Origin of the sequence: Enterococcus thailandicus (assembly GCF_001886265.1) — a bacterium.
GTDB classification, from domain to species: Bacteria; Bacillota; Bacilli; order Lactobacillales; family Enterococcaceae; genus Enterococcus_B; species Enterococcus_B thailandicus.
In genome coordinates, this window is the sequence record NZ_JXLE01000005.1 from 91552 (window position 1) to 113751 (window position 22200).

At 38.1% G+C, this 22200-nt stretch carries 24 protein-coding genes and 6 tRNA genes; 29 read left to right on the forward strand and 1 reads right to left on the reverse strand.

What is annotated here, in order from left to right:
- Nucleotides 1-189: 189 nt before the first annotated feature.
- The 28 genes from RV17_RS04840 (at nt 190) to RV17_RS13420 (ending at nt 17121) form a co-directional block, all read left to right on the forward strand.
- On the forward strand, nt 190-465 hold the full coding sequence (locus tag RV17_RS04840; protein WP_067483748.1) for a (4Fe-4S)-binding protein: 276 nt from the start codon (nt 190-192) through the stop codon (nt 463-465).
- 1 nt (nt 466) lies between these two features.
- Nucleotides 467-742: a GNAT family N-acetyltransferase gene (locus RV17_RS04845; protein WP_067483750.1), complete on the forward strand. Its 276-nt coding sequence runs from the start codon at nt 467-469 to the stop codon at nt 740-742.
- Between the two features lie 464 nt (nt 743-1206).
- Nucleotides 1207-1443 carry a preprotein translocase subunit SecG gene (gene secG / locus RV17_RS04850; RefSeq protein WP_067483752.1) on the forward strand — a complete coding sequence of 79 codons (237 nt, stop codon included), beginning with the start codon at nt 1207-1209 and terminating at the stop codon, nt 1441-1443.
- 111 nt (nt 1444-1554) lie between these two features.
- Nucleotides 1555-2310 (forward strand): alpha/beta hydrolase, encoded by a 756-nt coding sequence (locus RV17_RS04855; RefSeq protein ID WP_067484143.1) that lies wholly within the window; start codon nt 1555-1557, stop codon nt 2308-2310.
- Nucleotides 2307-4667, forward strand: a complete 2361-nt coding sequence (gene rnr / locus RV17_RS04860; RefSeq protein ID WP_067483754.1) for a ribonuclease R — start codon at nt 2307-2309, stop codon at nt 4665-4667. The genes RV17_RS04855 and rnr overlap by 4 nt, the downstream gene beginning before the upstream one ends.
- A gap of 20 nt (nt 4668-4687) precedes the next feature.
- Nucleotides 4688-5152, forward strand: coding sequence for an SsrA-binding protein SmpB (smpB, locus tag RV17_RS04865; RefSeq protein ID WP_067483756.1), 465 nt, complete (start codon nt 4688-4690; stop codon nt 5150-5152).
- 311 nt (nt 5153-5463) lie between these two features.
- On the forward strand, nt 5464-6183 hold the full coding sequence (gene atpB / locus RV17_RS04870) for a F0F1 ATP synthase subunit A (protein ID WP_067483758.1): 720 nt from the start codon (nt 5464-5466) through the stop codon (nt 6181-6183).
- A 46-nt stretch (nt 6184-6229) separates the two neighbouring features.
- The gene (atpE, locus tag RV17_RS04875; RefSeq protein ID WP_067483760.1) at nt 6230-6442 is read left to right on the forward strand and encodes an ATP synthase F0 subunit C; all 213 of its coding nucleotides are present in this window, start codon (nt 6230-6232) and stop codon (nt 6440-6442) included.
- Between the two features lie 67 nt (nt 6443-6509).
- The gene (gene atpF / locus RV17_RS04880) at nt 6510-7034 is read left to right on the forward strand and encodes a F0F1 ATP synthase subunit B (RefSeq protein ID WP_067483762.1); all 525 of its coding nucleotides are present in this window, start codon (nt 6510-6512) and stop codon (nt 7032-7034) included.
- Nucleotides 7021-7563, forward strand: a complete 543-nt coding sequence (gene atpH, locus RV17_RS04885; protein ID WP_067483764.1) for an ATP synthase F1 subunit delta — start codon at nt 7021-7023, stop codon at nt 7561-7563. The genes atpF and atpH overlap by 14 nt, the downstream gene beginning before the upstream one ends.
- Nucleotides 7564-7585: 22 nt before the next feature.
- Nucleotides 7586-9142: a F0F1 ATP synthase subunit alpha gene (gene atpA / locus RV17_RS04890; RefSeq protein WP_067483766.1), complete on the forward strand. Its 1557-nt coding sequence runs from the start codon at nt 7586-7588 to the stop codon at nt 9140-9142.
- A 13-nt stretch (nt 9143-9155) separates the two neighbouring features.
- Nucleotides 9156-10058, forward strand: a complete 903-nt coding sequence (locus tag RV17_RS04895) for a F0F1 ATP synthase subunit gamma (protein ID WP_067483768.1) — start codon at nt 9156-9158, stop codon at nt 10056-10058.
- 22 nt (nt 10059-10080) lie between these two features.
- A complete protein-coding gene (atpD, locus tag RV17_RS04900; RefSeq protein WP_067483770.1) occupies nt 10081-11487 on the forward strand; it encodes a F0F1 ATP synthase subunit beta in 1407 nt (468 codons plus the stop codon).
- Between the two features lie 13 nt (nt 11488-11500).
- Complete coding sequence (locus RV17_RS04905) at nt 11501-11923, forward strand: F0F1 ATP synthase subunit epsilon (RefSeq protein ID WP_071868684.1); 423 nt, start codon at nt 11501-11503, stop codon at nt 11921-11923.
- A gap of 180 nt (nt 11924-12103) precedes the next feature.
- Complete coding sequence (locus RV17_RS04910) at nt 12104-12337, forward strand: DUF1146 family protein (protein ID WP_067483774.1); 234 nt, start codon at nt 12104-12106, stop codon at nt 12335-12337.
- A 96-nt stretch (nt 12338-12433) separates the two neighbouring features.
- Nucleotides 12434-13735, forward strand: a complete 1302-nt coding sequence (gene murA, locus RV17_RS04915; protein WP_067483776.1) for a UDP-N-acetylglucosamine 1-carboxyvinyltransferase — start codon at nt 12434-12436, stop codon at nt 13733-13735.
- A 12-nt stretch (nt 13736-13747) separates the two neighbouring features.
- Nucleotides 13748-13924: a DNA-directed RNA polymerase subunit beta gene (locus RV17_RS04920; RefSeq protein WP_067483778.1), complete on the forward strand. Its 177-nt coding sequence runs from the start codon at nt 13748-13750 to the stop codon at nt 13922-13924.
- Nucleotides 13925-13994: 70 nt separating this feature from the next.
- On the forward strand, nt 13995-14267 hold the full coding sequence (gene yidD / locus RV17_RS04925) for a membrane protein insertion efficiency factor YidD (RefSeq protein ID WP_067483780.1): 273 nt from the start codon (nt 13995-13997) through the stop codon (nt 14265-14267).
- Between the two features lie 48 nt (nt 14268-14315).
- Complete coding sequence (locus RV17_RS04930) at nt 14316-14777, forward strand: GNAT family N-acetyltransferase (protein ID WP_067483782.1); 462 nt, start codon at nt 14316-14318, stop codon at nt 14775-14777.
- 89 nt (nt 14778-14866) lie between these two features.
- Entirely contained in the window at nt 14867-15751 is an 885-nt protein-coding gene (locus tag RV17_RS04935; protein WP_071868685.1) for an ROK family protein, read from the forward strand.
- Between the two features lie 100 nt (nt 15752-15851).
- On the forward strand, nt 15852-16088 hold the full coding sequence (locus tag RV17_RS04940; protein ID WP_172843719.1) for a DUF2969 domain-containing protein: 237 nt from the start codon (nt 15852-15854) through the stop codon (nt 16086-16088).
- Nucleotides 16089-16247: 159 nt separating this feature from the next.
- Nucleotides 16248-16336 (forward strand) — tRNA-Ser (locus RV17_RS04945).
- 14 nt (nt 16337-16350) lie between these two features.
- A tRNA-Glu gene (locus RV17_RS04950) sits at nt 16351-16422 on the forward strand.
- A gap of 13 nt (nt 16423-16435) precedes the next feature.
- Nucleotides 16436-16508: transfer RNA gene (locus tag RV17_RS04955), tRNA-Val, on the forward strand.
- 9 nt (nt 16509-16517) lie between these two features.
- A tRNA-Asp gene (locus tag RV17_RS04960) sits at nt 16518-16590 on the forward strand.
- Nucleotides 16591-16622: 32 nt separating this feature from the next.
- Nucleotides 16623-16698, forward strand: a tRNA-Phe gene (locus RV17_RS04965).
- A 1-nt stretch (nt 16699) separates the two neighbouring features.
- Nucleotides 16700-16780: transfer RNA gene (locus RV17_RS04970), tRNA-Tyr, on the forward strand.
- Nucleotides 16781-16950: 170 nt separating this feature from the next.
- Nucleotides 16951-17121, forward strand: a complete 171-nt coding sequence (locus RV17_RS13420) for a hypothetical protein (RefSeq protein WP_086270628.1) — start codon at nt 16951-16953, stop codon at nt 17119-17121.
- A gap of 51 nt (nt 17122-17172) precedes the next feature.
- Here the strand turns inward: RV17_RS13420 and RV17_RS04975 are convergent, their stop codons facing one another.
- Entirely contained in the window at nt 17173-17781 is a 609-nt protein-coding gene (locus RV17_RS04975; protein ID WP_067483786.1) for a TetR/AcrR family transcriptional regulator, read from the reverse strand.
- A 176-nt stretch (nt 17782-17957) separates the two neighbouring features.
- Here RV17_RS04975 and RV17_RS04980 point away from each other — a divergent pair, with 176 nt between their 5' ends.
- Nucleotides 17958-22199, forward strand: a complete 4242-nt coding sequence (locus tag RV17_RS04980; RefSeq protein WP_071868686.1) for a 2-hydroxyacyl-CoA dehydratase — start codon at nt 17958-17960, stop codon at nt 22197-22199.
- Nucleotide 22200: the final 1 nt, after the last annotated feature.

Below are 22200 nucleotides of genomic sequence, written 5' to 3' on the forward strand. Positions count from 1 at the left end.
AAGTTTCCTATAAGCAATTTATATTTATAGTGAACTCCAAGTCAAAAATCTGACGGAGTAGTTACGTGTGATTTATTAAAAAAGAATACTTTATCTGACTACTCCTGTTTGCGAGGATAAATAGTTGCTGGTTTGAAGAGAGATTGTTAGAATGAATTGTACAAAAACACAAGTTATTTTAGGGGTGGTATGATGGGGCAACAGGTGAACAATGAACATTTTTCAACCGAAGAAGAATTGTTTGAAGCTGGTTATCGAAAATATTCGGGTGAAAAGATAGACATTTTTTATAACAAAGAGATTTGTATCCACAGTGGAAATTGTGTTCGCGGGAATGCAGCTGTTTTTGAAGTTGGTCGCAGACCGTGGATCATGCCGGATAATGCAAGTGCTGATGAAAGTAGTCGCGTTATTCAAACATGTCCGAGTGGCGCATTGAAGTTTATTCGAAAGGATGAAGTGTAAAATGGAAATCAAAGAAGAAAAAAATCGTTTTGCTTTATACAATGATGAACAACAAGAAATTGGAGAAATGACTTGGTCTGATGCTGGACCAGATATCATGATTATTGATCATACATTTGTCGAACCTACTTATCGTGGACAAAAATTAGCGGAAAAATTAGTGAATAGCGGTGTTGAATTAGCTCGTCGCGAAGGTAAAAAAATTATTCCACTATGCCCATTTGCTAAAAAAGAATTTGATACAAAACCTGAATATGGAGATGTATTACGCAAATAAATAGAAACAAGTAGAAGAGTTACGTTTGACGTGACTCTTTTTTTTGAATAGATTGTTGAAAGTCGATTTTCATGAGGAGTCTAAACGTATGGAGCTAGCGTTGGAAAGAAAACATTGCTATTTGCGATGAAACATTGGAAGATAAAGTTTTTCGATGTTTCCCAAAAAATTCTCGCAACAAGCCATAGATCAATAAAGTAATGGGAGCTATTTTATCAGACTGTTCACTAGTTTGTAGGAATGAGATGCTTTGCGCCATAATTTTATTCACGGTGTCACCAAAGCAACTTCGCAAAATGATTTATAATTGTTCAAAAATATGAAAAAATACTTTTATCAGTTGCTTCTTATTTTTTCGAGGCTTGAAGCTACAATCTTCTTTTATAACCTTATTTTGAATTTATTTTCATTCTATGGTAAAGTTAAAGAGATGATATTTTTCAAAGAAGGAGGAGCTGAAGCGTATGTATAATTTAATTTTAGGGATCGTAATTGCCTTATCAATCGTCATGATTATCGCAATTATGATGCAGCCAAGTAAACAAAATAGTGCAGCGAGCGCATTTACTGGTGGAGCGGATCAGTTGTTTGGGAAGCAAAAAGCACGTGGCTTTGAAGCCGTGATGCAACGAACAACTGCTGTGCTGGGAGCCGTTTGGATGATTTTATTATTTGTCCTAGCGTTTTTATCTTCAAACTAATCAAGAAACCTCTCGCCGATTTGCGAGGGGCTTTTTTTATTGGTGGAGCAGGTGAAAACAAGAAGTTTCTGAGTGCAACTATGTTAAAATGAAGAGCGAGAGGTGATTGAATTGAAAGGAAGTTTACCAAAATCATTTTATGCGGAACATGGAGAGAAAGCTGTTTTACTTTTGCACGCATATTCAGGTAGCTCAAACGATGTCCGAATGCTTTGCCGTTTTTTAGAAAAAGCAAATTATACTGTTTATGCACCGATGTTTTCGGGACATGGAACGTTGAATCCAGAAGATATTTTACATCAAGACGCCACAACTTGGTGGGAAGATGCGAAAGCAGCACTCGCGTTTTTAAAAGCAAATGGCTTTCATGAGATTGCTGTTTTTGGTTTGTCTATGGGTGGTATTTTTGCGACAAGACTACTTGAAGAAGAAAATGTGATTGGAGGCGGCTTTTTCTGTTCACCAATTTCACCAGTAGAAACGAATGTACCAGAAAACTTTCTCATTTATGCACAACAAGTATTGAATATCGCAGGACTGTCAGAAACAGAAATTCAGCAACAACTTGAAATTTATCGTCCCTTAGTTAAGGAACAATTAACAGATATACAAGAACAAGCAGCTTATGCAAATGAAAAGCTGTCAAAAATTCAAGCACCAATGTTCCTAGCTCAAGCAGGTCAAGATGAAATGATTGATCCAATGGGTGTTTATGAAACGGCTCGTCGTTTGAATAAACAGCGAGTAACGCTTCAATGGTATCCAACCAGTAAGCATGTGATTACGGTTGGAAACGCTCGGCGGGAGTTAGAACGAGATGTCTTAGAATTTTTAGAGAAATTACCCTGGAATGAGGAAAATAAATGACAAAAGAAACAATTAAAGAAAAAATTATTTTTTTTATGGAAAGTAGCCGTAAAAAAAGCTTTTCAATGGAAGAAATTGCAGAAGGCTTAGGCTTTCAAAAAAGTGAAGACTTTAAATTATTAGTTCAAACAATTGCACAAATGGAAAGAGAGCAGAGCATCGTTTTTAATAAGAAAGGTAAAGTGAAATTACCATTACAACCATTATTGATTGAAGGAACATTTCGTGGCAATGAACGTGGCTTTGGTTTTGTAACGATTGATCCCGAAGAAGATGACATCTATATCCCGAAAGAATCAACTGGTTATGCAATGGACGGAGACACTGTAGCAATCGATATTATTAAAACGGCAGATACGGCACTTGATCGAGGAGCTGAAGGAAAGATTGTTGAAATCCGAAAACGTGGAACAACACAACTCGTTGGTGAGTTCGTCGCTTATTCACCTGAGGAAGAAGCAGAAACGGATCTTTATGGTGTCGTGATCCCTAAAGATAAAAAATTAACAAAGTTTAAGGTGTATGCAGCTGCAGAAGGAATCCGCCCAGTAGATGGAAGTATCGTGATTGTAGAATTGACCCATTACCCAGAAAATGGCTATGCTACTAGTTTAGAAGGAATTGTCAAACAAGTAATTGGCCATAAAAATGACCCTGGTATGGATATTTTATCAATCGTTGTAGCAAACGGAATTCCAACAAAATTTCCTGATGATGTAGTGGCAGAAGCAGATAAAGTTCCTGATCATATCAATGAAAAAGATTTGGTTGGTCGACGTGATTTACGGGATCAATTGATTGTAACGATTGATGGTGAAGATGCAAAGGACTTAGATGATGCAGTAACTGTTCGCAAACTAGCAAATGGAAATTACTTTTTAGGCGTTCATATTGCAGATGTTTCTTATTATGTAACACAAGGAAGCCAGCTGGATCGAGAAGCTTATGATCGTGGAACAAGTGTCTATTTGACTGACCGTGTGATCCCAATGATTCCACAACGATTGTCAAACGGAATTTGTTCATTAAACCCACATGTGCCAAGATTGACGATGAGTTGTGAAATGGAAATTGATTCAAGTGGGCACGTCGTTAGTCATGAGATTTTCCAAAGTGTTATTCAAACAACCGAACGAATGACTTATACTGCCGTGAATGAAATTTTAGAAGATGAAGAACCTGAAACAATGAAACGTTATAAACAATTAGTGCCAATGTTTCAAGCCATGAAAGAACTACACGAGATTTTAGAGAGTATGCGGATTCGCCGTGGGGCTATTTCTTTTGAAGATCGCGAAGCGAAAGTGTTAGTGAATCCAGAAGGACATCCATTGGATATTTTGCTGCGAACACGTGGTGTAGGGGAACGCTTGATTGAATCATTTATGCTTGCTGCCAATGAGACAGTGGCGCAACATTATCATGATCTTCATTTACCATTCATCTATCGAATTCATGAACAACCTAAGGAAGAAAAAATGCAACGCTTCTTTGACTTTGCTTCAGCATTAGGAATCCTAGTTAGAGGGACAAAAGGTACGATTACGCCGAAAGACTTGCAAAAAGTAATCGAAGATGTGGAAGAAAAGCCTGAATCTGCGGTAATTAATACGATGTTGTTACGAAGCATGCAACAAGCTCGTTATTCAGAAGAAAACTACGGTCATTATGGCTTAGCAGCAGAGTACTACACACACTTTACTTCACCCATTCGCCGTTATCCAGACTTGATTGTTCACCGTTTGATTCGTTCTTATGGTGAAGATCGTAGTGAAGAAAAACAAGCAATCTGGTCTGCAGAACTTCCAGACATTGCTGAACACAGCTCAAAAATGGAACGCCGAGCAGTGGAAGCAGAACGTGAAGTTGATGCAATGAAAAAAGCAGAATACATGATGGATAAAGTCGGGGAAGAGTTTGATGGCATCATTAGCTCAGTGGTAAAATTCGGTTTGTTTATTGAACTACCTAATACAATCGAAGGTCTGATCCACATCAATGACTTGAAACAAGACTATTTCCACTTTATTGAAAATCATTTAGCATTAGTTGGCGAACGAACGGGGCTAACATTTAAAATTGGGCAAAAGGTCCGCGTCAAAGTGGTCAAAGCAAGTCCAGAAGAACGAGCAGTTGATTTTGAGTTAGTTTCGGCAGAAGAAGTGCCCCAACTTGAACGACCAAAAGCAAAACAAAAAGGGAAAGCATCAGGCAAACAAAATCAAAATCGTGGACGCAAAGCAGCTCCACGAAATAAAAAAGTAGGCGGGAAGAGAAATGACTTCCAGCCTGCTAAGAAAAAAGGAAAAGGTGGTAAAAAACCTTTCTATAAAGGAATTAAGAAAAAGAAAAAATAAGATAGTTTGGGGGAAGTAGAATGCCAAAAGGCGAGGGAAAATTAATTGCACAAAATAAGAAGGCTCGCCATGACTACTCGATTATTGACACGATGGAAGCAGGCATGGTTTTACAAGGGACTGAGATCAAATCGATTCGAAATAGCCGAATCAATCTAAAAGATGGATTCGTACGTGTTCGAAATGGCGAAGCCTTCCTATATAATGTCCACATCAGTCCGTATGAACAGGGAAATATTTTTAACCACGATCCGTTGCGGACACGCAAACTACTTTTGCACAAAAAACAAATTGCCCGACTAGTTGGTGAAACAAAAAATGCAGGGGTAACAATCGTCCCATTAAAAGTGTACATCAAGAATGGGTACGCCAAAGTTTTGATTGGTTTAGCTAAAGGGAAAAAGTCCTACGACAAACGAGAAGATTTGAAGCGTAAAGATGTCGATCGTCAAATTGATCGGACGTTGAAAAATTTCTCCAGATAATTTCAATATCCTTTTTCGCATATTCGGTGCTTTTACTTTTACTTAGTGATAAAATTTGGTAGCATTTAATCTGATAAAGCACGATTACTAAAGGTTTTCCTAGAAAATCACCATCATAATTTAAGTGAAAACTTCATCAAATTAGACTGAAACGAAAAAGTGTCTAATTTTCATGAAAATGTTTTGTATTTTCTGTTTCATGGTGGTATGATACCGATTGGTTATGATCAGATTTTTTCAGAGAAACCAAATGCGCACTTGAAAGTTATTTCATGTGAATTTCAGGGAAAAGAGAAAAGAGGTGAAATGAATTGGATGAACGCTCGCTAACGTTCCACATTGGACCTGTGTGGTTTGATGGTACTGTTTGTATGATGGTGTTATTGACTTGTCTAATCGTTTTCTTTCTAGTGTACTTCTTTACGCGTAACTTAAAGATGAAACCAACTGGAAAACAAAATGCGATTGAATGGGTAATTGATTTTAGTCGAGGAATCGTTACAGATAACTTGCCTAGAAAAGAACTAAGTAATTTCCATTTACTTGCATTTACCTTATTCTTATTTGTATTTATTGCAAATAATATCGGTCTAATGACAAAAATCGTATTACCAGATGAAACGACACTTTGGAAAAGCCCAACAGCTGACCCATTTGTGACATTGACCTTGGCATTTATGATGATTTTACTTACACATTTGTTTGGGGTAAAACGATTTGGGTTGAAAGGCTATTTTGTAAATTCATTCTTGAAACCGTATAGTTTCATGTTACCAATGAAGATCATTGAAGAATTTACAAACTTATTAACACTTGCTTTACGTCTTTATGGGAATATTTTTGCGGGGGAAGTTTTGCTAACCTTGATTGCAAAAATGATGACAAGTCTAGGGTGGCTATCCTTGCCATTAGCGATTCCATTAGAGATGATCTGGATTGCATTTTCATTGTTTATCGGAAGCATCCAAGCATTTGTCTTTGTCACTTTATCGATGGTTTATATGAGCCATAAGATTGAAGTAGAAGAGTAATATTTATTTAAGTAATTTACTATTTATTTTAGGAGGAAAAAATATTATGAATTATATCGCAGCAGCAATCGCAATTTTAGGGGCAGCAATCGGTGCCGGTTATGGTAATGGTAAGGTAATCTCAAAAACAATCGAATCAATGGCTCGCCAACCTGAAATGTCTGGTCAATTACGTACAACAATGTTTATTGGGGTAGCCTTAGTTGAAGCTGTTCCTATTCTTGGTGTGGTTATCGCTTTAATTCTAGTATTCATGTAGAAAGAAGTTAAGTACTATATTATTCTCATTGAAACTAGAGAGACCTCAAAGAAAGGAAGGCTAGCTTATGCTGAATCAATTGGCAATTGCAGAAGTTGGCAATCCGATGTTAGGTAATATCATCGTTGTCAGCGGCTCATTTTTGATCCTACTTGCTCTTTTAAAGCATTTTGCTTGGGGACCAATTAGTGAAATTTTGAAGAAACGTGAAGATAAGATCGCCAATGATTTAGATTCTGCAGAACAATCTCGCATCAACTCAGCGAAAATGGAACAAGAACGCGAACAACAATTGTTAGCTTCTCGCTCTGACGCAGCTGAAATTATTAAAAATGCGAAAGAAAGTGGAGAACTTAGCCGCCAAAATATTTTGAAGGATACACAAGATGAAGTTATTCGTCTAAAAAACAAAGCTAAATCGGATATCACGTTAGAACGTGACAATGCGTTAAACTCTGTTAAAGACGATGTTGCTGATCTTTCACTTCAAATTGCGGAAAAAATCTTGAATAAAGAATTATCTCCAGAAATGCATGAATCATTAATCAACCAATATATCGAAGGTCTAGGTTCTTCAAATGAAACTAGATAAATATACTGTCGGTAGACGCTATGGAAAAGCTTTGTTTGAACTGGCGATCGATTCAAACAAGAGTGAAGAAATCTATCAAGAACTGTTGAGCTTACGTAAAATTTATGAAAAAGTCCCTGAATTAGGGGAAGTGCTCAGTGATGCTCGTTTAGAACCACATGAAAAACGACTTATCATGGATAAGTTGATTAGTGGCTATGACGGTGTTGTTAAGAACTTTTTAGAAGTGGTCTACAATTACAATCGGATGGATGATCTGTTGTTCATGATTGACGAATATGAACATCGTTATAATGAGAATAATGGATTATTACTTGGAACAGTAAAAACTGCCGTTCCTTTATCTGATGAACAGTTAAAAAAATTAGAACAGAATGTAGCAAAAACAATGAACTATCAAACAGTTGAATTAGAAACAATCGTTGATTCTTCTATTCTTGGTGGCGCAATTGTTGAAGCCGACCATCGAGTGATCGACGGCAGCATTCGGACGCAATTGGAAACAATGCGTAATCAATTAAATAGATAGTACAAAGAGGTAGGTGAATCGAATGGCCATCAAAGCAGAAGAAATTAGTGCCTTGATTAAAGAACAAATTGAAAATTATCAAAGCGTGCTTTCAGTTGAAGAAATTGGTACTGTCACATACGTCGGTGACGGGATTGCTCGTGCGCATGGATTGGAAAATGCAATGAGTGGTGAGTTGCTTGAATTTTCAAACGGCTCATACGGAATGGCGCAAAACTTAGAATCAAATGATGTAGGGATTATTATCCTTGGTGATTTCGAATCCATTCGTGAAGGTGATAAAGTAAAACGTACAGGTAAAATCATGGAAGTTCCAGTTGGAGATTCTTTGATTGGACGTGTCGTGAATCCTTTAGGTCAACCGATTGATGGACTAGGAGAAATCGTTACCGATAAAGCTCGTCCCGTAGAAGCAATGGCACCAGGTGTTATGCAACGTAAATCAGTTAATGAACCAATGCAAACAGGTCTAAAAGCAATCGATGCTTTAGTACCAATTGGTCGTGGTCAACGTGAATTAGTTATCGGTGACCGTAAAACAGGTAAAACATCCATTGCAATTGATACAATTATCAACCAAAAAGGGCAAGATATGATTTGTATCTACGTTGCGATTGGACAAAAAGATTCAACTGTACGTACACAAGTTGAAACATTGAAAAAATATGGCGCTATGGACTATACAATCGTAGTCAATGCGGGTGCTTCTCAACCAGCACCATTACTTTACATTGCACCTTATGCTGGTACAGCGATGGGTGAAGAATTCATGTATAACGGCAAACATGTTTTGATTATCTTTGATGATTTATCAAAACAAGCTGTTGCTTATCGTGAACTTTCACTACTACTACGCCGTCCGCCAGGTCGTGAAGCATATCCAGGGGATGTTTTCTACTTGCATTCACGTTTGCTAGAACGCGCAGCAAAATTAAGTGATGAATTAGGTGGCGGTTCAATGACTGCTTTGCCATTCGTTGAAACACAAGCAGGAGATATCTCTGCATATATTCCAACAAATGTTATTTCAATCACTGATGGACAAATTTTCTTAGAAAGTGATTTGTTCTACGCAGGAACACGTCCAGCCGTTGATGCTGGGTTATCTGTATCCCGTGTTGGTGGTTCTGCACAAATCAAAGCAATGAAAAAAGTTGCCGGAACGCTACGTCTTGACTTAGCAAGTTACCGTGAACTTGAAGCATTTACGCAATTTGGTTCAGATTTGGATGCAGCGACACAAGCTAAATTAAATCGTGGTCGTCGTACTGTAGAAATCTTGAAACAAAAATTACATGCACCACTTGCTGTAGAAAAACAAGTAGTCATTTTATATGCATTGACGCATGGTTTCCTAGACAGCATCCCAGTGGATAGCATTCTTGACTTTGAAAGTGAATTATTTGAATACTTGGATACAAATCATCCAAATATCTTTGAAATTATCCGTACAACACAAGATCTTCCAGAAGAAGATGAGTTGAACAGCGTAATCAAAGAATATAAAGACATTTTCTTAGCTTCTAAAGGTAGTACATCCTCGACAGAAGACAAATTGAAATCCATTCAAAATGCATAGTGAGGTGAGATGAATGGGTGCTTCACTAAATGAAATTAAGACACGTATTGCTTCAACGAAAAAAACAAGTCAAATTACGCGTGCCATGCAAATGGTTTCTGCTTCAAAGTTAACGAAGTCGGAAGCTTCATCTAAGAAGTTTCAGGTCTACGCGAACAAAGTGAGAGAAATCGTTACGCATTTAACAGCAACCCAATTAAGTGATATTGCTTCTTCAAACACAAATAATGACATTAATTATAACTCAATGTTGATTAGTCGCCCTGTTAAAAAGACAGGCTATATTGTCATCACAGCTGACGGTGGTTTAGTTGGCGGTTATAATAGTTCAATTTTGAAACAAACGATGTCTATTTTGGAAGAAGATCACCAATCATCCGACGAGTATGTGATGATTGCAATTGGTGGTACTGGCGCAGACTTTTTCAAAGCTCGTGGCATTGACCTTGCGTATGAATTACGTAACTTATCTGACCAACCAAGTTTTGACGAAGTTAGAAAAATCGTAAACATGGCTACAACAATGTATCAAAATGAAGTTTTTGACGAATTATATGTGTGCTATAACCACCATATAAATTCATTAACTAGTCAATTTCGTGTAGAAAAGATGTTACCAATCTCAGATTTAGATCCAGAAGAAGCAACAAGCTTTGAGCAAGAATATATTTTTGAACCTTCAAAAGAAAAAATCTTAGCTCAATTATTGCCTCAATATGCTGAAAGTTTGATTTATGGTGCGATTGTAGATGCTAAAACTGCCGAACACGCAGCAGGCATGACTGCAATGAAAACAGCAACTGATAATGCTGCAAACATTATTGATGACTTGACGGTTTCTTATAACCGTGCAAGACAAGGGGCTATTACCCAAGAAATTACCGAAATTGTTGCCGGAGCTTCGGCACTAGAATAGTATTGAGATTGGAGGAAAAAAGATGAGTTCAGGCAAGATTGTTCAAGTAATCGGTCCCGTTGTCGACGTGGAATTTTCTTTAGACCAATCCTTACCAGATATCAACAACGCTTTAGTTGTTTATAAAAAAGATGAGAAAAAATCAAAAGTTGTTCTTGAAGCAACCCTAGAACTAGGTGACGGTGTAATCCGTACGATTGCGATGGAATCAACAGACGGTTTACAAAGAGGGATGGAAGTTGTCGATACAGGCAAAGCAATCTCTGTTCCAGTTGGTAAAGAAACATTAGGTCGCGTATTCAACGTATTAGGGGATACAATTGATTTAGAAAAACCTTTCCCAGAAGATGCTGAAAGAAGCGAAATTCATAAAAAAGCACCTAATTTTGATGAATTAAGCACAAGTACTGAGATTTTAGAAACAGGGATCAAAGTTATTGACTTATTAGCTCCTTACCTTAAAGGTGGGAAAGTTGGTTTGTTCGGTGGTGCCGGTGTTGGTAAAACCGTACTGATCCAAGAATTGATCCACAATATCGCACAAGAACATGGTGGTATTTCTGTGTTTACCGGTGTTGGTGAACGTACACGTGAAGGGAACGACCTTTACTATGAAATGAAAGATTCTGGCGTTATTGAAAAAACAGCGATGGTGTTTGGACAAATGAATGAGCCACCAGGTGCGCGTATGCGTGTTGCCTTGACTGGTTTAACAATTGCTGAATACTTCCGTGATGTTGAAGGTCAGGACGTATTACTATTTATTGATAATATTTTCCGTTTCACACAAGCTGGTTCAGAAGTATCTGCCTTACTTGGCCGTATGCCTTCTGCCGTTGGTTACCAACCAACTTTAGCAACAGAAATGGGTCAATTACAAGAACGTATTACTTCAACGAAAAAAGGTTCAATCACTTCCATCCAAGCAATCTATGTACCAGCCGATGACTATACTGACCCTGCGCCAGCTACAACATTTGCTCACTTAGATGCAACGACCAACTTGGAACGTAAATTAACTGAACAAGGGATTTATCCAGCGGTAGATCCACTTGCATCATCTTCAAGTGCACTTGCACCGGAAATCGTTGGGGAAGAACACTATAAAGTCGCTACTGAAGTCCAACACGTTTTACAACGTTACCGTGAATTGCAAGATATCATTGCAATCTTAGGGATGGATGAATTATCTGATCAAGAAAAAGTTTTAGTTTCTCGTGCACGTCGAATTCAATTCTTCTTGTCACAAAACTTTAACGTTGCAGAACAATTTACTGGTCTTCCAGGATCATACGTTCCTGTTGAAGAAACAGTTAAAGGTTTCCGTGAAATCTTGGAAGGTAAATATGACGATCTTCCTGAAGAAGCTTTCCGAAGCGTAGGTCGAATTGAAGATGTCGTTGAAAAAGCGAAAAAACTAGGCTACTAGAAAGGGGTGCCCCATGGATCAATTTTTAACAGTTAATGTGGTAACACCTGACGGCTTGGTCTATGATCACCATGCAGCAATTGTCGTTGCACGTACAACTGCTGGAGAATTGGGGGTTTTACCGAAACATGCTCCAATTATCGTTCCTTTAGCCATTGATGAAGTTCGCATCAAAAGAACGGACTCTGATACGCACGTTGACTGGATTGCCGTTAACGGAGGAATCATGGAAGTTCGTGATAATCTAGTTTCAATCGTCGCAGATACTGCGGAACGTGAGCGCGATATTGATGTTTCTCGTGCTGAAAGAGCAAAACAACGAGCAGAACGCCAAATCGAAGAAGCAAAACAAAAAGAAGATACGAATGAATTGAAACGTGCAACTGTTGCATTACACCGTGCAATCAATCGGATTAATGTTTCTAAGCACACGTAGATTCAAATGAACTTATTTTTTGATAAAAACTGTGCCAAAGTCAGTCCTTGATTTTGGCACAGTTTTTTTAATTGCATTTATTTTATGTAAAAAAGGCACAGTTATTTTTCCTTTTAGAAAATTTATGGTATTATCGTTTTATTGAGTTTACAGTAAATAGATGCAAGAAAGGACGTTATGATGCAAGTCTATGGAATTGACGCGATTATTCGAATTGTGAGTCATTTAGCGTTTATTTATTTAGCTTTTTGGTCTTTGCGTTCTTTGCGTACAGAAACGTTTTTTAAATATATGCAGAATACTACGCAAATCAGAATGGTAATTGTCTTTTTTTCAATTTTTTTAGGATACACTGCCAGTAATTTTTTTCTAGAAATCATAGCGTTATGTCGGAATCTTTTTGTTAGTATCTAATTTCAAAAAAGGGTACTATTTTAAAAGAAGAAATGCTATAATAAAAAAGATTTTGAGTAAGAGTATGCTCATTGGAATTTTTTTGGGGGGAACAACATGGAAGAGATCATCGTACAAGGTGGCAATCAATTAACAGGAACTGTCAAAATTGAAGGAGCTAAAAATGCTGTATTACCAATTTTAGCTGCTAGTTTATTAGCGGAAGAAGGAACAACAACATTAACAAATGTTCCAATTCTTTCAGATGTATTTACAATGAATCAAGTGATTCGTCATTTGAATGTAGATGTTGACTTTGATGAAGATCAAAATCAAGTGACACTTAATGCGTCAAGACAATTAGAAATCGAAGCGCCTTATGAATATGTTAGTCAAATGCGCGCATCAATCGTTGTTATGGGCCCATTGTTAGCCAGAAATGGTCATGCAAAAGTGGCAATGCCTGGTGGCTGTGCCATTGGCAAACGCCCAATTGATTTGCATTTAAAAGGATTCCAAGCGCTAGGCGCGAAGATTATCCAAAAAAATGGTTATATCGAAGCAATCGCTGATGAATTGATTGGTAATACTATCTACCTAGACTTTCCAAGTGTAGGTGCAACACAAAATATCATGATGGCTGCTGTGAAAGCAAAAGGTACGACGATTATCGAAAACGTTGCTCGTGAACCCGAAATTGTTGACTTAGCAAATATCTTAAATAAAATGGGTGCCAATATTTATGGTGCTGGTACAGAAACAATGCGTATTGAAGGTGTGGAGCATTTACATGCAGTGACACATTCAATCGTTCAAGACCGTATTGAAGCAGGAACATTTATGGTCGCCGCAGCAATGACAGAAGGAAATGTTTTAATTGCTGATGCAATCTCTGAACACAATCGTCCTTTGATTTCTAAGTTAACAGAAATGGGTGCGACGATTACAGATGAAGAAGGCGGCGTTCGTGTTGTTGGACCAAAACATGTATTACCAACTGACGTGAAAACAATGCCTCATCCTGGCTTTCCAACAGATATGCAAGCACAAATGACAGCCATTCAAATGGTTGCTGAAGGCACAAGTGTCGTAACTGAAACAGTCTTTGAAAATCGTTTCCAACATTTAGAAGAAATGCGTCGTATGAATGCGCACGTTAAAATTGATGGGAATGTTGCAATGATTGAAGGGGCACATGAATTACAAGGTGCAGAAGTATATGCTACGGATCTACGTGCTGCTGCTGCGTTGATTTTAGCTGGATTAAAAGCAAATGGTGTGACACGTGTTCGTAATTTGAAATATTTAGATCGTGGCTATTATAATTTCCATTTGAAATTACAACAACTTGGTGCAAATGTTGAACGTGTTGAAATGGATCAAACACCAACAGAAAAAACTGCACAAACTATCGCTTAAGGACGTGTTTGAATGAGTAACCATCGTTATATTTTAGTCAGTTTGATGAAGATTTTAATTGTAATCATCTTACTTTTTCTTCTTTTTATTGCCGGTACAATGATTGGTTACGGCGTAATCGGTGGCGGAAATCCTTTCCGAGTTTTCCAACTTGATTTGTGGCTTCATATTCGAGACTTTTTTAACTGAGATCTAAGGGGTTGTGGCAAACTTTTGTCGCAGCTCCTTTTTACATAGAATGATTAGTGAGGCAGAGTAGATGAAAAAATTTCTGATTTATTTAGTAAGAGGCTATCAACGATTCATTTCGCCAGCATTTCCACCGAGCTGTCGGTATTATCCAACGTGTTCGAATTACATGATCCGTGCGATTCAAGTACATGGGGCTGTGAAAGGAACATTGATGGGAACAGCACGAATTTTACGTTGTCATCCTTTTGTAAGAGGGGGCATTGACTATGTGCCAAAGAACTTTAAATTAACAAGGAATACAGTCGACAAAGAACAGCCAGATTATGAAGGAAAAGAGTAAAAGGGAAAAGTTTACTCTTTTTTGTCGTTGAAAGGAGAAAGGTTACCGATGATCGAACAATTAAAACCAAATGAACTTCCTTGGGATTTGCTATTGGATGCAGATCCTGAAAAAGAAAAAGTTCTTGCTTATCTTGAGCAAGGAGAAGGAATTGTTTGGAAAGATAATGGAGAAACGCTAGGGGTCTTGATTTTTGTCGCAACAAAAAACGAATTTGAAATCATGAATGTTGCAGTAGCACCACAAAGTCAGGGAAAAGGAATCGGTGGCTTATTATTAGAAGCTGCATTCCGACAAATCATTGAAGAAGTAGACAGTCAAACACAAATCATCATTCGTACAGGCAGCATTACTTCTGCTGCTCTACATTTGTATCAAAAGAAGGGCTTTAGCGAAATTTCCCGAGAAAAGGATTATTTTATCAAAAACTATGCAGAGCCCATTTATGAAGAAGGTATTCGATTAAGAGATCAAGTGACCTTAGCCAGAACGATTCAATCGCTTCGCTAGAATTCCCTAACCATTTACGGAAAAGGCTTTCAAAAATATAAGGATTGTTTTACAATATTTTTAGGAAGCAAAAAGGAGCGAAAATAGTTATGGGAATTCTTGTATTTGATTTTGGTGGTTCGGCAGTAAAATATGGTTATTGGAATGGCCATCAGTTAGAAGCAACCAACCAATTTCCAACACCTGGTACTTGGGAAGAAATGAAACAAAAATTAAGTGAAACATACCAAGCGTTTGCTGAAACAAACGCAATTGAAGGCATTGGTATCAGCGCTCCCGGTGTGGTTAACAGTGAGCGTCAAATTATTGAGGGAATTAGTGCGATTCCTTATATTCACGGATTTAATATTTTTAAAGAATTAGAAGAATTATTTGGATTACCAATTACCATTGAAAATGATGCGAATTGTGCTGGAATGGCAGAATTTTATGAAGGTGCAGCGCGCAATTACCAAGATGTTGCATTTGTTGTTATTGGGACAGGAATTGGTGGTGCAATGTTTACGAAGGGACAAATGAACAAAGGTGCTCATCTTTATGGTGGCGAGTTTGGGATGATGTTTTTAGATGGTGATCAAACATTCAGCCGCTTAGGAACTGCTGTGCAGATGGCTTGGCGTTATTGTGAACGTTTAGGTTTAGACAAGATGACCTATTCTGGAAAAGAAGTATTTCAACTGGCTGAATCAGGTGATGTGATTGCACAAGAAGAAGTGGAAAAATTTTATGATTACTTGGCAAAAGGACTGTTCAGTATTCAGTTTTCATTTGATCCAGAAGTGATTGTGCTCGGTGGTGGGATCTCTGCAAAAGAGGGGCTGATTGATGAATTGAATCAACGCATAGAAAAATTAATGGACAAGTTGGATCTACACGATTTTGTTCCAGAAATCTTATTATGTGACTATCGAAATGATGCAAATTTAGTTGGCGCTGCTGCGAATTACTATGCTCGAAGTCAAAGAGAAGCATGAAAACGAAAAGAAATGAAACAAAAGAATGATTGTATGCCCTGTTGAGTAAACAGGGTATATTTTATTGTGGAGAGTATGCTAAAATAGGTGGGAGGTGAGAATGATGTCAAAAAAGAATAAAGATATTGAAGTACGAGTGGAAGAAATCCAAAAAGTAATTAATGGCAAAAATTATGAGGTTACTCAGTTATTTATTGGTAAAAAAAATATTGGTGAAATTTTAGCATATGGCCCAAAAGAATTCGAAATATTTTTCGGTGAAGAGGATTTTGGGAAAGAAAAAAGTCTTGAAAATGCGATAGAAACAGTAATTCGCCATTGGAATTTACAAGACTAAAAAAATATCAAAAAAGTTTTCAATAAAGGGTTGCAAAAATCTGTGAAATTAGGTATTATAACTAAGTCAGGTTGATACATACCTTTCGGAGGAGTAGCGAAGTGGCTAAACGCGACGGANTCTCAATTTGAGAAAAGAGTAATGAGCTTCTTTCACTCTGGAGAGTTGTCCGAGAGGCCGAAGGAGCATGATTGGAAATCATGTAGATGGTGAACGCTGTCTCAAGGGTTCGAATCCCTTACTCTCCGTTAGTAATATATCTGGCCCGTTGGTCAAGCGGTTAAGACACCGCCCTTTCACGGCGGTAACACGGGTTCGAATCCCGTACGGGTCATACAATTGAATTTGGAGGTTTAGCTCAGCTGGGAGAGCATCTGCCTTACAAGCAGAGGGTCAGCGGTTCGATCCCGTTAACCTCCATAATGAACTGGTTCCGTGGTGTAGGGGTTAACATGCCTGCCTGTCACGCAGGAGATCGCGGGTTCGATTCCCGTCGGGACCGTCATTATTTATTCAATTGATGTAATTTCATATGGCGCGGTAGCTCAGTTGGTAGAGCAACGGATTGAAGCTCCGTGTGTCGGCAGTTCGATTCTGTCCCGCGCCACCATGGAGGAGTAGCGAAGTGGCTAAACGCGACGGACTGTAAATCCGTTCCTTAGGGTTCAGTGGTTCGAATCCACTCTCCTCCATTTTATTAATAGGGGTATAGTTTAAAGGTAGAACAGCNATGAAATGGACGTTTACGAGATAACAGCTTCTGTTATCTCGTTTTTTTTTGCTTACAGTGTCTTGCTTCTTGAAGTATTTGAAGAATTAGGCTAGAGTTAAATTAGGCACTTAAATGGAAAGGGTGAAGAGAATGAAATGGAAAGAAAAAGTCGATGAAACTGCTGAGAAAATATATGATTTGGTTAAATCCGGAAAATATGATGTAGAAGTCGGACTTCCAAAAAATGCAAAAAAAGCAGTCCAAATCAAGTCAAAACGTCCAACCAATCATACGAAAAAATGGTTAGCAAAAAACCGCTAATAATAACAAAAAACTGCCAAACGCTAAAAAAAGCGGCTTGGCAGTTTTTTGTTATCTTTCGACTTCGATTCCTAATACAGTTAGGTGACCGTTTCCTACTAATTTTACGACTAAAGCAGCCAATTGTTCTGCCGACATGTTCGTGTCACTAGTAATCCACCAGTGAAGAGTCCCGATAAAAATCGAAGTCATGTATTCGATGATAAAATCGATGGGCACTTCAAGTTCATTTTCTGTAATTTTCAAGCGATTGAAGATGTTTGCGTATTTATTGTATAAAAGTTCTTCTAGTTTTTTACGCAAAAGCTCGTTGGATGAACCGTCCATGATGGTCAAAAAGAAAGCTTTTCTTTCTTGGATATTTTTGTAAATATTCGTCAGTGCAGCAATGATTTGTTTGACTTTGATCCGGTTGCCATGAACAAGTTGTTCCAAATCTAACACAGAGGTAAAGGCGTTGATCGCCATTTCAAAAATTTGTTCGTAGAGATCTTGTTTGTCTTTAAAATGAGCATAAAAGGTCGCACGATTAATCATTGCTTCATCGGCAATATCTTGCACGGTCACGTTATCATATCCTTTTTCTTCCACCAAGCGAATAAATGCCTCGATAATCATTTTGTGTGTTCGCTTCACTCGAAGATCAATTTTCTTAACCATAAAAAATTCCTCACTTGTTATTCGACATTTTTGATTTGTTTGTTGCTTATCTCACAAATAGGGGGTGTTTGCCAGTTGCAAAACCAATAAATTGTTCCTAAAATATACATAAGTAGTATAACAGACACTTTGTTAGATAATCAACAAACTGTCTGTTTGAGGAGGGTGAAGAACAGATGAACTTACGAGCGGGAATTGACGTTGGGTCTACGACTGTCAAATTAGTATTACTAGATGAACGAAATCAAACAATTTTTTCTAAATATGAACGTCATTATTCAGATGTCAAGAAAGCAACAGCTAAGACTTTACGTGAAGCACAAGCCTTGGTTCAAAACCAACCAATTGCAATGGCAATTACTGGATCAGGCGGTATGGGACTTGCCGATGTATTGAACATTCCTTTTGTTCAGGAGGTGATTGCGTGTACACGCACGGTCGAAGAAATAATTCCTGAAACAGATGTGGCGATTGAATTAGGTGGAGAAGATGCGAAAATTACTTTTTTTGAAGGTGCACTGGAACAACGTATGAATGGTAGCTGTGCTGGCGGGACAGGTGCATTTATTGACCAAATGGCTGTTTTGTTGAAAACTGATTCAAATGGTGTGAATGAGCTAGCCAAGGAATATCGGCAAATCTACCCGATTGCTTCACGGTGTGGCGTGTTCGCTAAAACGGATGTACAGCCATTGATCAATGAAGGAGCAGATAAAGCGGATATTGCAGCGAGTATTTTTCAAGCTGTAGTAAATCAAACAATTGCTGGATTGGCAGCTGGACGAAAAATTAAAGGCAAAGTGGCATTTTTAGGTGGTCCACTGTACTTTATGTCAGAATTACGCAAACGATTTGTTGAAACGTTAGACATTGCGCCAGAAAATGTCATTTTTCCAGAAAATCCGCAGTTATTTGTGGCAATGGGTGCCGCGTTTTACGCTGAAGAAGCACGAGTGACGACAATTGAGGCTTTACTTGCTGCTTTGGAAAATGGTAATCAAGCACAATTGACCCCGTCAACTACGTTAGCTCCGTTGTTCGAAGAAGAGGTAGATTTGACCGCTTTTCGCGAGCGTCATGCACAAGCGACTGCTTCAGAAAAATTACTTTCAGAACATCATGGTGTAGCATTTTTAGGAATCGATGCAGGTTCAACAACGACAAAAGTTACCTTGATTAATGAAGAAGGGGAGATTCTCTTTTCCTTCTATGGTAATAATGAAGGCCAGCCTTTAGAAACAACGATGAAAGTGCTAAAAGAATTATACAGTCAATTACCAGAAGACGTTTTTATCGGAAAAGCAGCAGCAACAGGTTATGGCGAATTATTGATTAAGAATGCTTTAAAAGTTGATATTGGTGAAGTGGAAACGATGGCGCATTACAAAGCGGCAAATTTTTTCCAACCTGGTGTTGATTTTATTTTAGATATTGGTGGTCAAGATATGAAAGCCATGACGATCAAAGATGGTGTGCTTTCTTCAATCCAATTAAATGAAGCCTGCTCTTCTGGCTGTGGTTCATTTATTGAAACATTTGCTAAATCATTGAATTATGATGTACGAGATTTTGCGAAAGCTGCAGTGGAATCCAAAGCACCAGTTGATTTAGGTTCTCGCTGTACAGTCTTTATGAATTCGAAAGTGAAGCAAGTTCAAAAAGAAGGTGCATCTGTAGGAGATATTTCTGCTGGGTTGTCTTATTCTGTTATCAAAAATGCTATTTATAAAGTAATTAAGATTCGTAGACCAGAAGATCTTGGCGAAAAAATTGTTTGCCAAGGTGGAACTTTTTATAACGAAGCGGTGTTACGCGCATTTGAATTGATTAGTGGACGCGAAGTTGTTCGTCCCTCAATTGCTGGACTGATGGGGGCTTACGGAGCAGCGCTGATTGCCATGGAAAATTATGCGTTAGGTGAAGAAAGCACCATTTTGTCAGAAGAAGAGCTTGATCACTTTACTGCAGAAAAGGAATTTACGCATTGCGGTTTGTGTGAAAATAACTGTATGTTAACAGTTACGTTATTTTCTGATGGTCGCCAATTTATCACGGGAAATCGCTGTGAACGTGGCGCTCGAATCAAGATCAAGAAGGAAGATAAAAAAGTTAACCTAGTCGATTATAAGTATCGTCGTTTGTTTAAATACCGTCCATTACGTAAGAAAGAAGCAGTCAATGGTGTGATTGGTATCCCTCGAGTCTTAAATATGTATGAAAACTATCCTTTGTGGCATACTTTCTTCACTGATTTAGGATTCAGAGTAGAATTATCCCCACGCTCAAACAAAGAATTATACGAGCAAGGAATGGAAACAATTCCAAGTGACACAGCGTGTTATCCAGCTAAAATCACACACGGGCATATTCAAGCAATGATTGATGCAGGTATTCCACGAATTTTCTATCCGGGCGTTGTCTTTGAACGACAAGAATCAACTGAAGCGGATAATCATTTCAACTGTCCTATTGTCCAAAGTTATCCAGATGTTATTAAAAATAATGTGGATGACATTCGCGATGGTAAAGTTGATTATCGGAATCCATTTATCAACTTAGCGAACGAATCGGCAGTAGCAAAAGTCTTACATCAAACTTTTGCGGATTTTGATTTTTCGGAAGAACAGATTGCGAAAGCGTTGCATCATGGGTATGAAGAATTAGCAACGTTTAAGGAAGATATTCAGAAAAAAGGTGAAGAAACCTTATTGATGTTGAATCAAAAAAATGAGCGGGGAATTGTTATCTCAGGTCGTCCCTATCATTTAGATCCAGAAATCAATCATGGAATCTCAGAAGTAATTACGCAAGAAGGTTTCCATGTCTTGACAGAAGACAGCATTTCTCATTTAGGTGACGTTGGGAATTTACGCGTCGTGAATCAATGGGTGTACCACTCACGGCTATATGCGGCTGCACGAGTTGTTGCAAAATCAAAAAATCTTGAATTAGTTCAATTGAATTCATTTGGTTGTGGCTTAGATGCCGTAACAACAGACCAAGTCGAAGAAATCATGGAGCAATATGGAAAAATCTATACAGTTCTAAAAATTGATGAAGGTGCAAACCTCGGAGCAATTCGTATTCGGTTACGATCCTTAAAAGCAGCAGTCAATGAACGAGCCAAGCAAAATTTTGTTCCAGTCAAACGATTTGAAGAACCAGAAAAAATCGTCTTTACAAAAGAAATGAAAGAAAAACATACTTTATTGTTGCCAATGCTTAGCCCAATTCACCAATCTGGCTTAGTTGATGTCGCGTTAAACGCTTCTGGTTACAATGTTGTCTGCTTACCAGCAGAGGATAATGAAGCAATCAATGTTGGACTGAAATACGTGAACAATGATGCGTGTTATCCAGCAATCATCTCCATTGGTCAACTAGTGGAAGCCTTGGAAAGTGGTAAGTACGATTTGGAAAATACAAGTGTGATGATGACTCAAACTGGTGGTGGTTGTCGTGCGACAAACTATATTCCATTACTTAGAAAAGCGTTGAATGATGCTGGATTTGGAAATATTCCAGTTGTTTCAGTCTCAATGGGGAACAAGGGGGTTGAATCAAACCCTGGATTTAAATTCACGTTTCCAATGTTGAAACGTTTGGCGATTGCCTTTTTATATGGTGATTTGTTTGAAAGAGTCGTCTATCGTACGCGCCCTTACGAGTTAGAAAAAGGGACAGTCGATCGGTTACATGAAGAATGGCTACAACGAGTTGAAAAAAATGTTCGGAATGGCTCCTTAACGTTGTTTAATAGCAATATGAAAAAAATTGTCAAAGCATTTGATACCTTACCGATTTCTGATGTGAAAAAGCCAAAAGTCGGAGTCGTTGGAGAAATATTAGTTAAGTATTCTCCAACTGCTAATAACGATATTGTTCGCTTACTCGAAGCAGAAGGTGCAGAAGCGGTCGTTCCTGATATTGTTGGTTTTATGAACTATTCCTTATACAACCAAATTTGGAAATATGAAAATCTTGGGATGGCTAAACAAAGTAAGTTGCTCGCGCAATTTGCGATTCGGATGATTGAAATGATTGAAAAACCAATGGATAAAGCCTTGAGAAAATCAGAACGATTTGATGGAATCCAGTCAATTCAAGACTTAGCAGAAGATGCAAGTAAAATTTTGTCCATTGGAAATCAGACAGGTGAAGGTTGGTTCTTAACAGGAGAAATGATTGAACTGTTGAAGCATGATGTGAATAACATTGTTTGTATGCAACCATTTGGCTGTTTGCCTAACCACGTAGTTGGGAAAGGAGTCATCAAAGAATTGCGTCGTCAATATCCTAAAGCAAATATTGCAGCGATTGATTATGATCCGGGCGTTTCGATTGTCAATCAATTAAATCGCATTCGTTTAATGATGGCAACAGCTAATAAAACATTAGCAAAAGAAACGATCTCCTAAA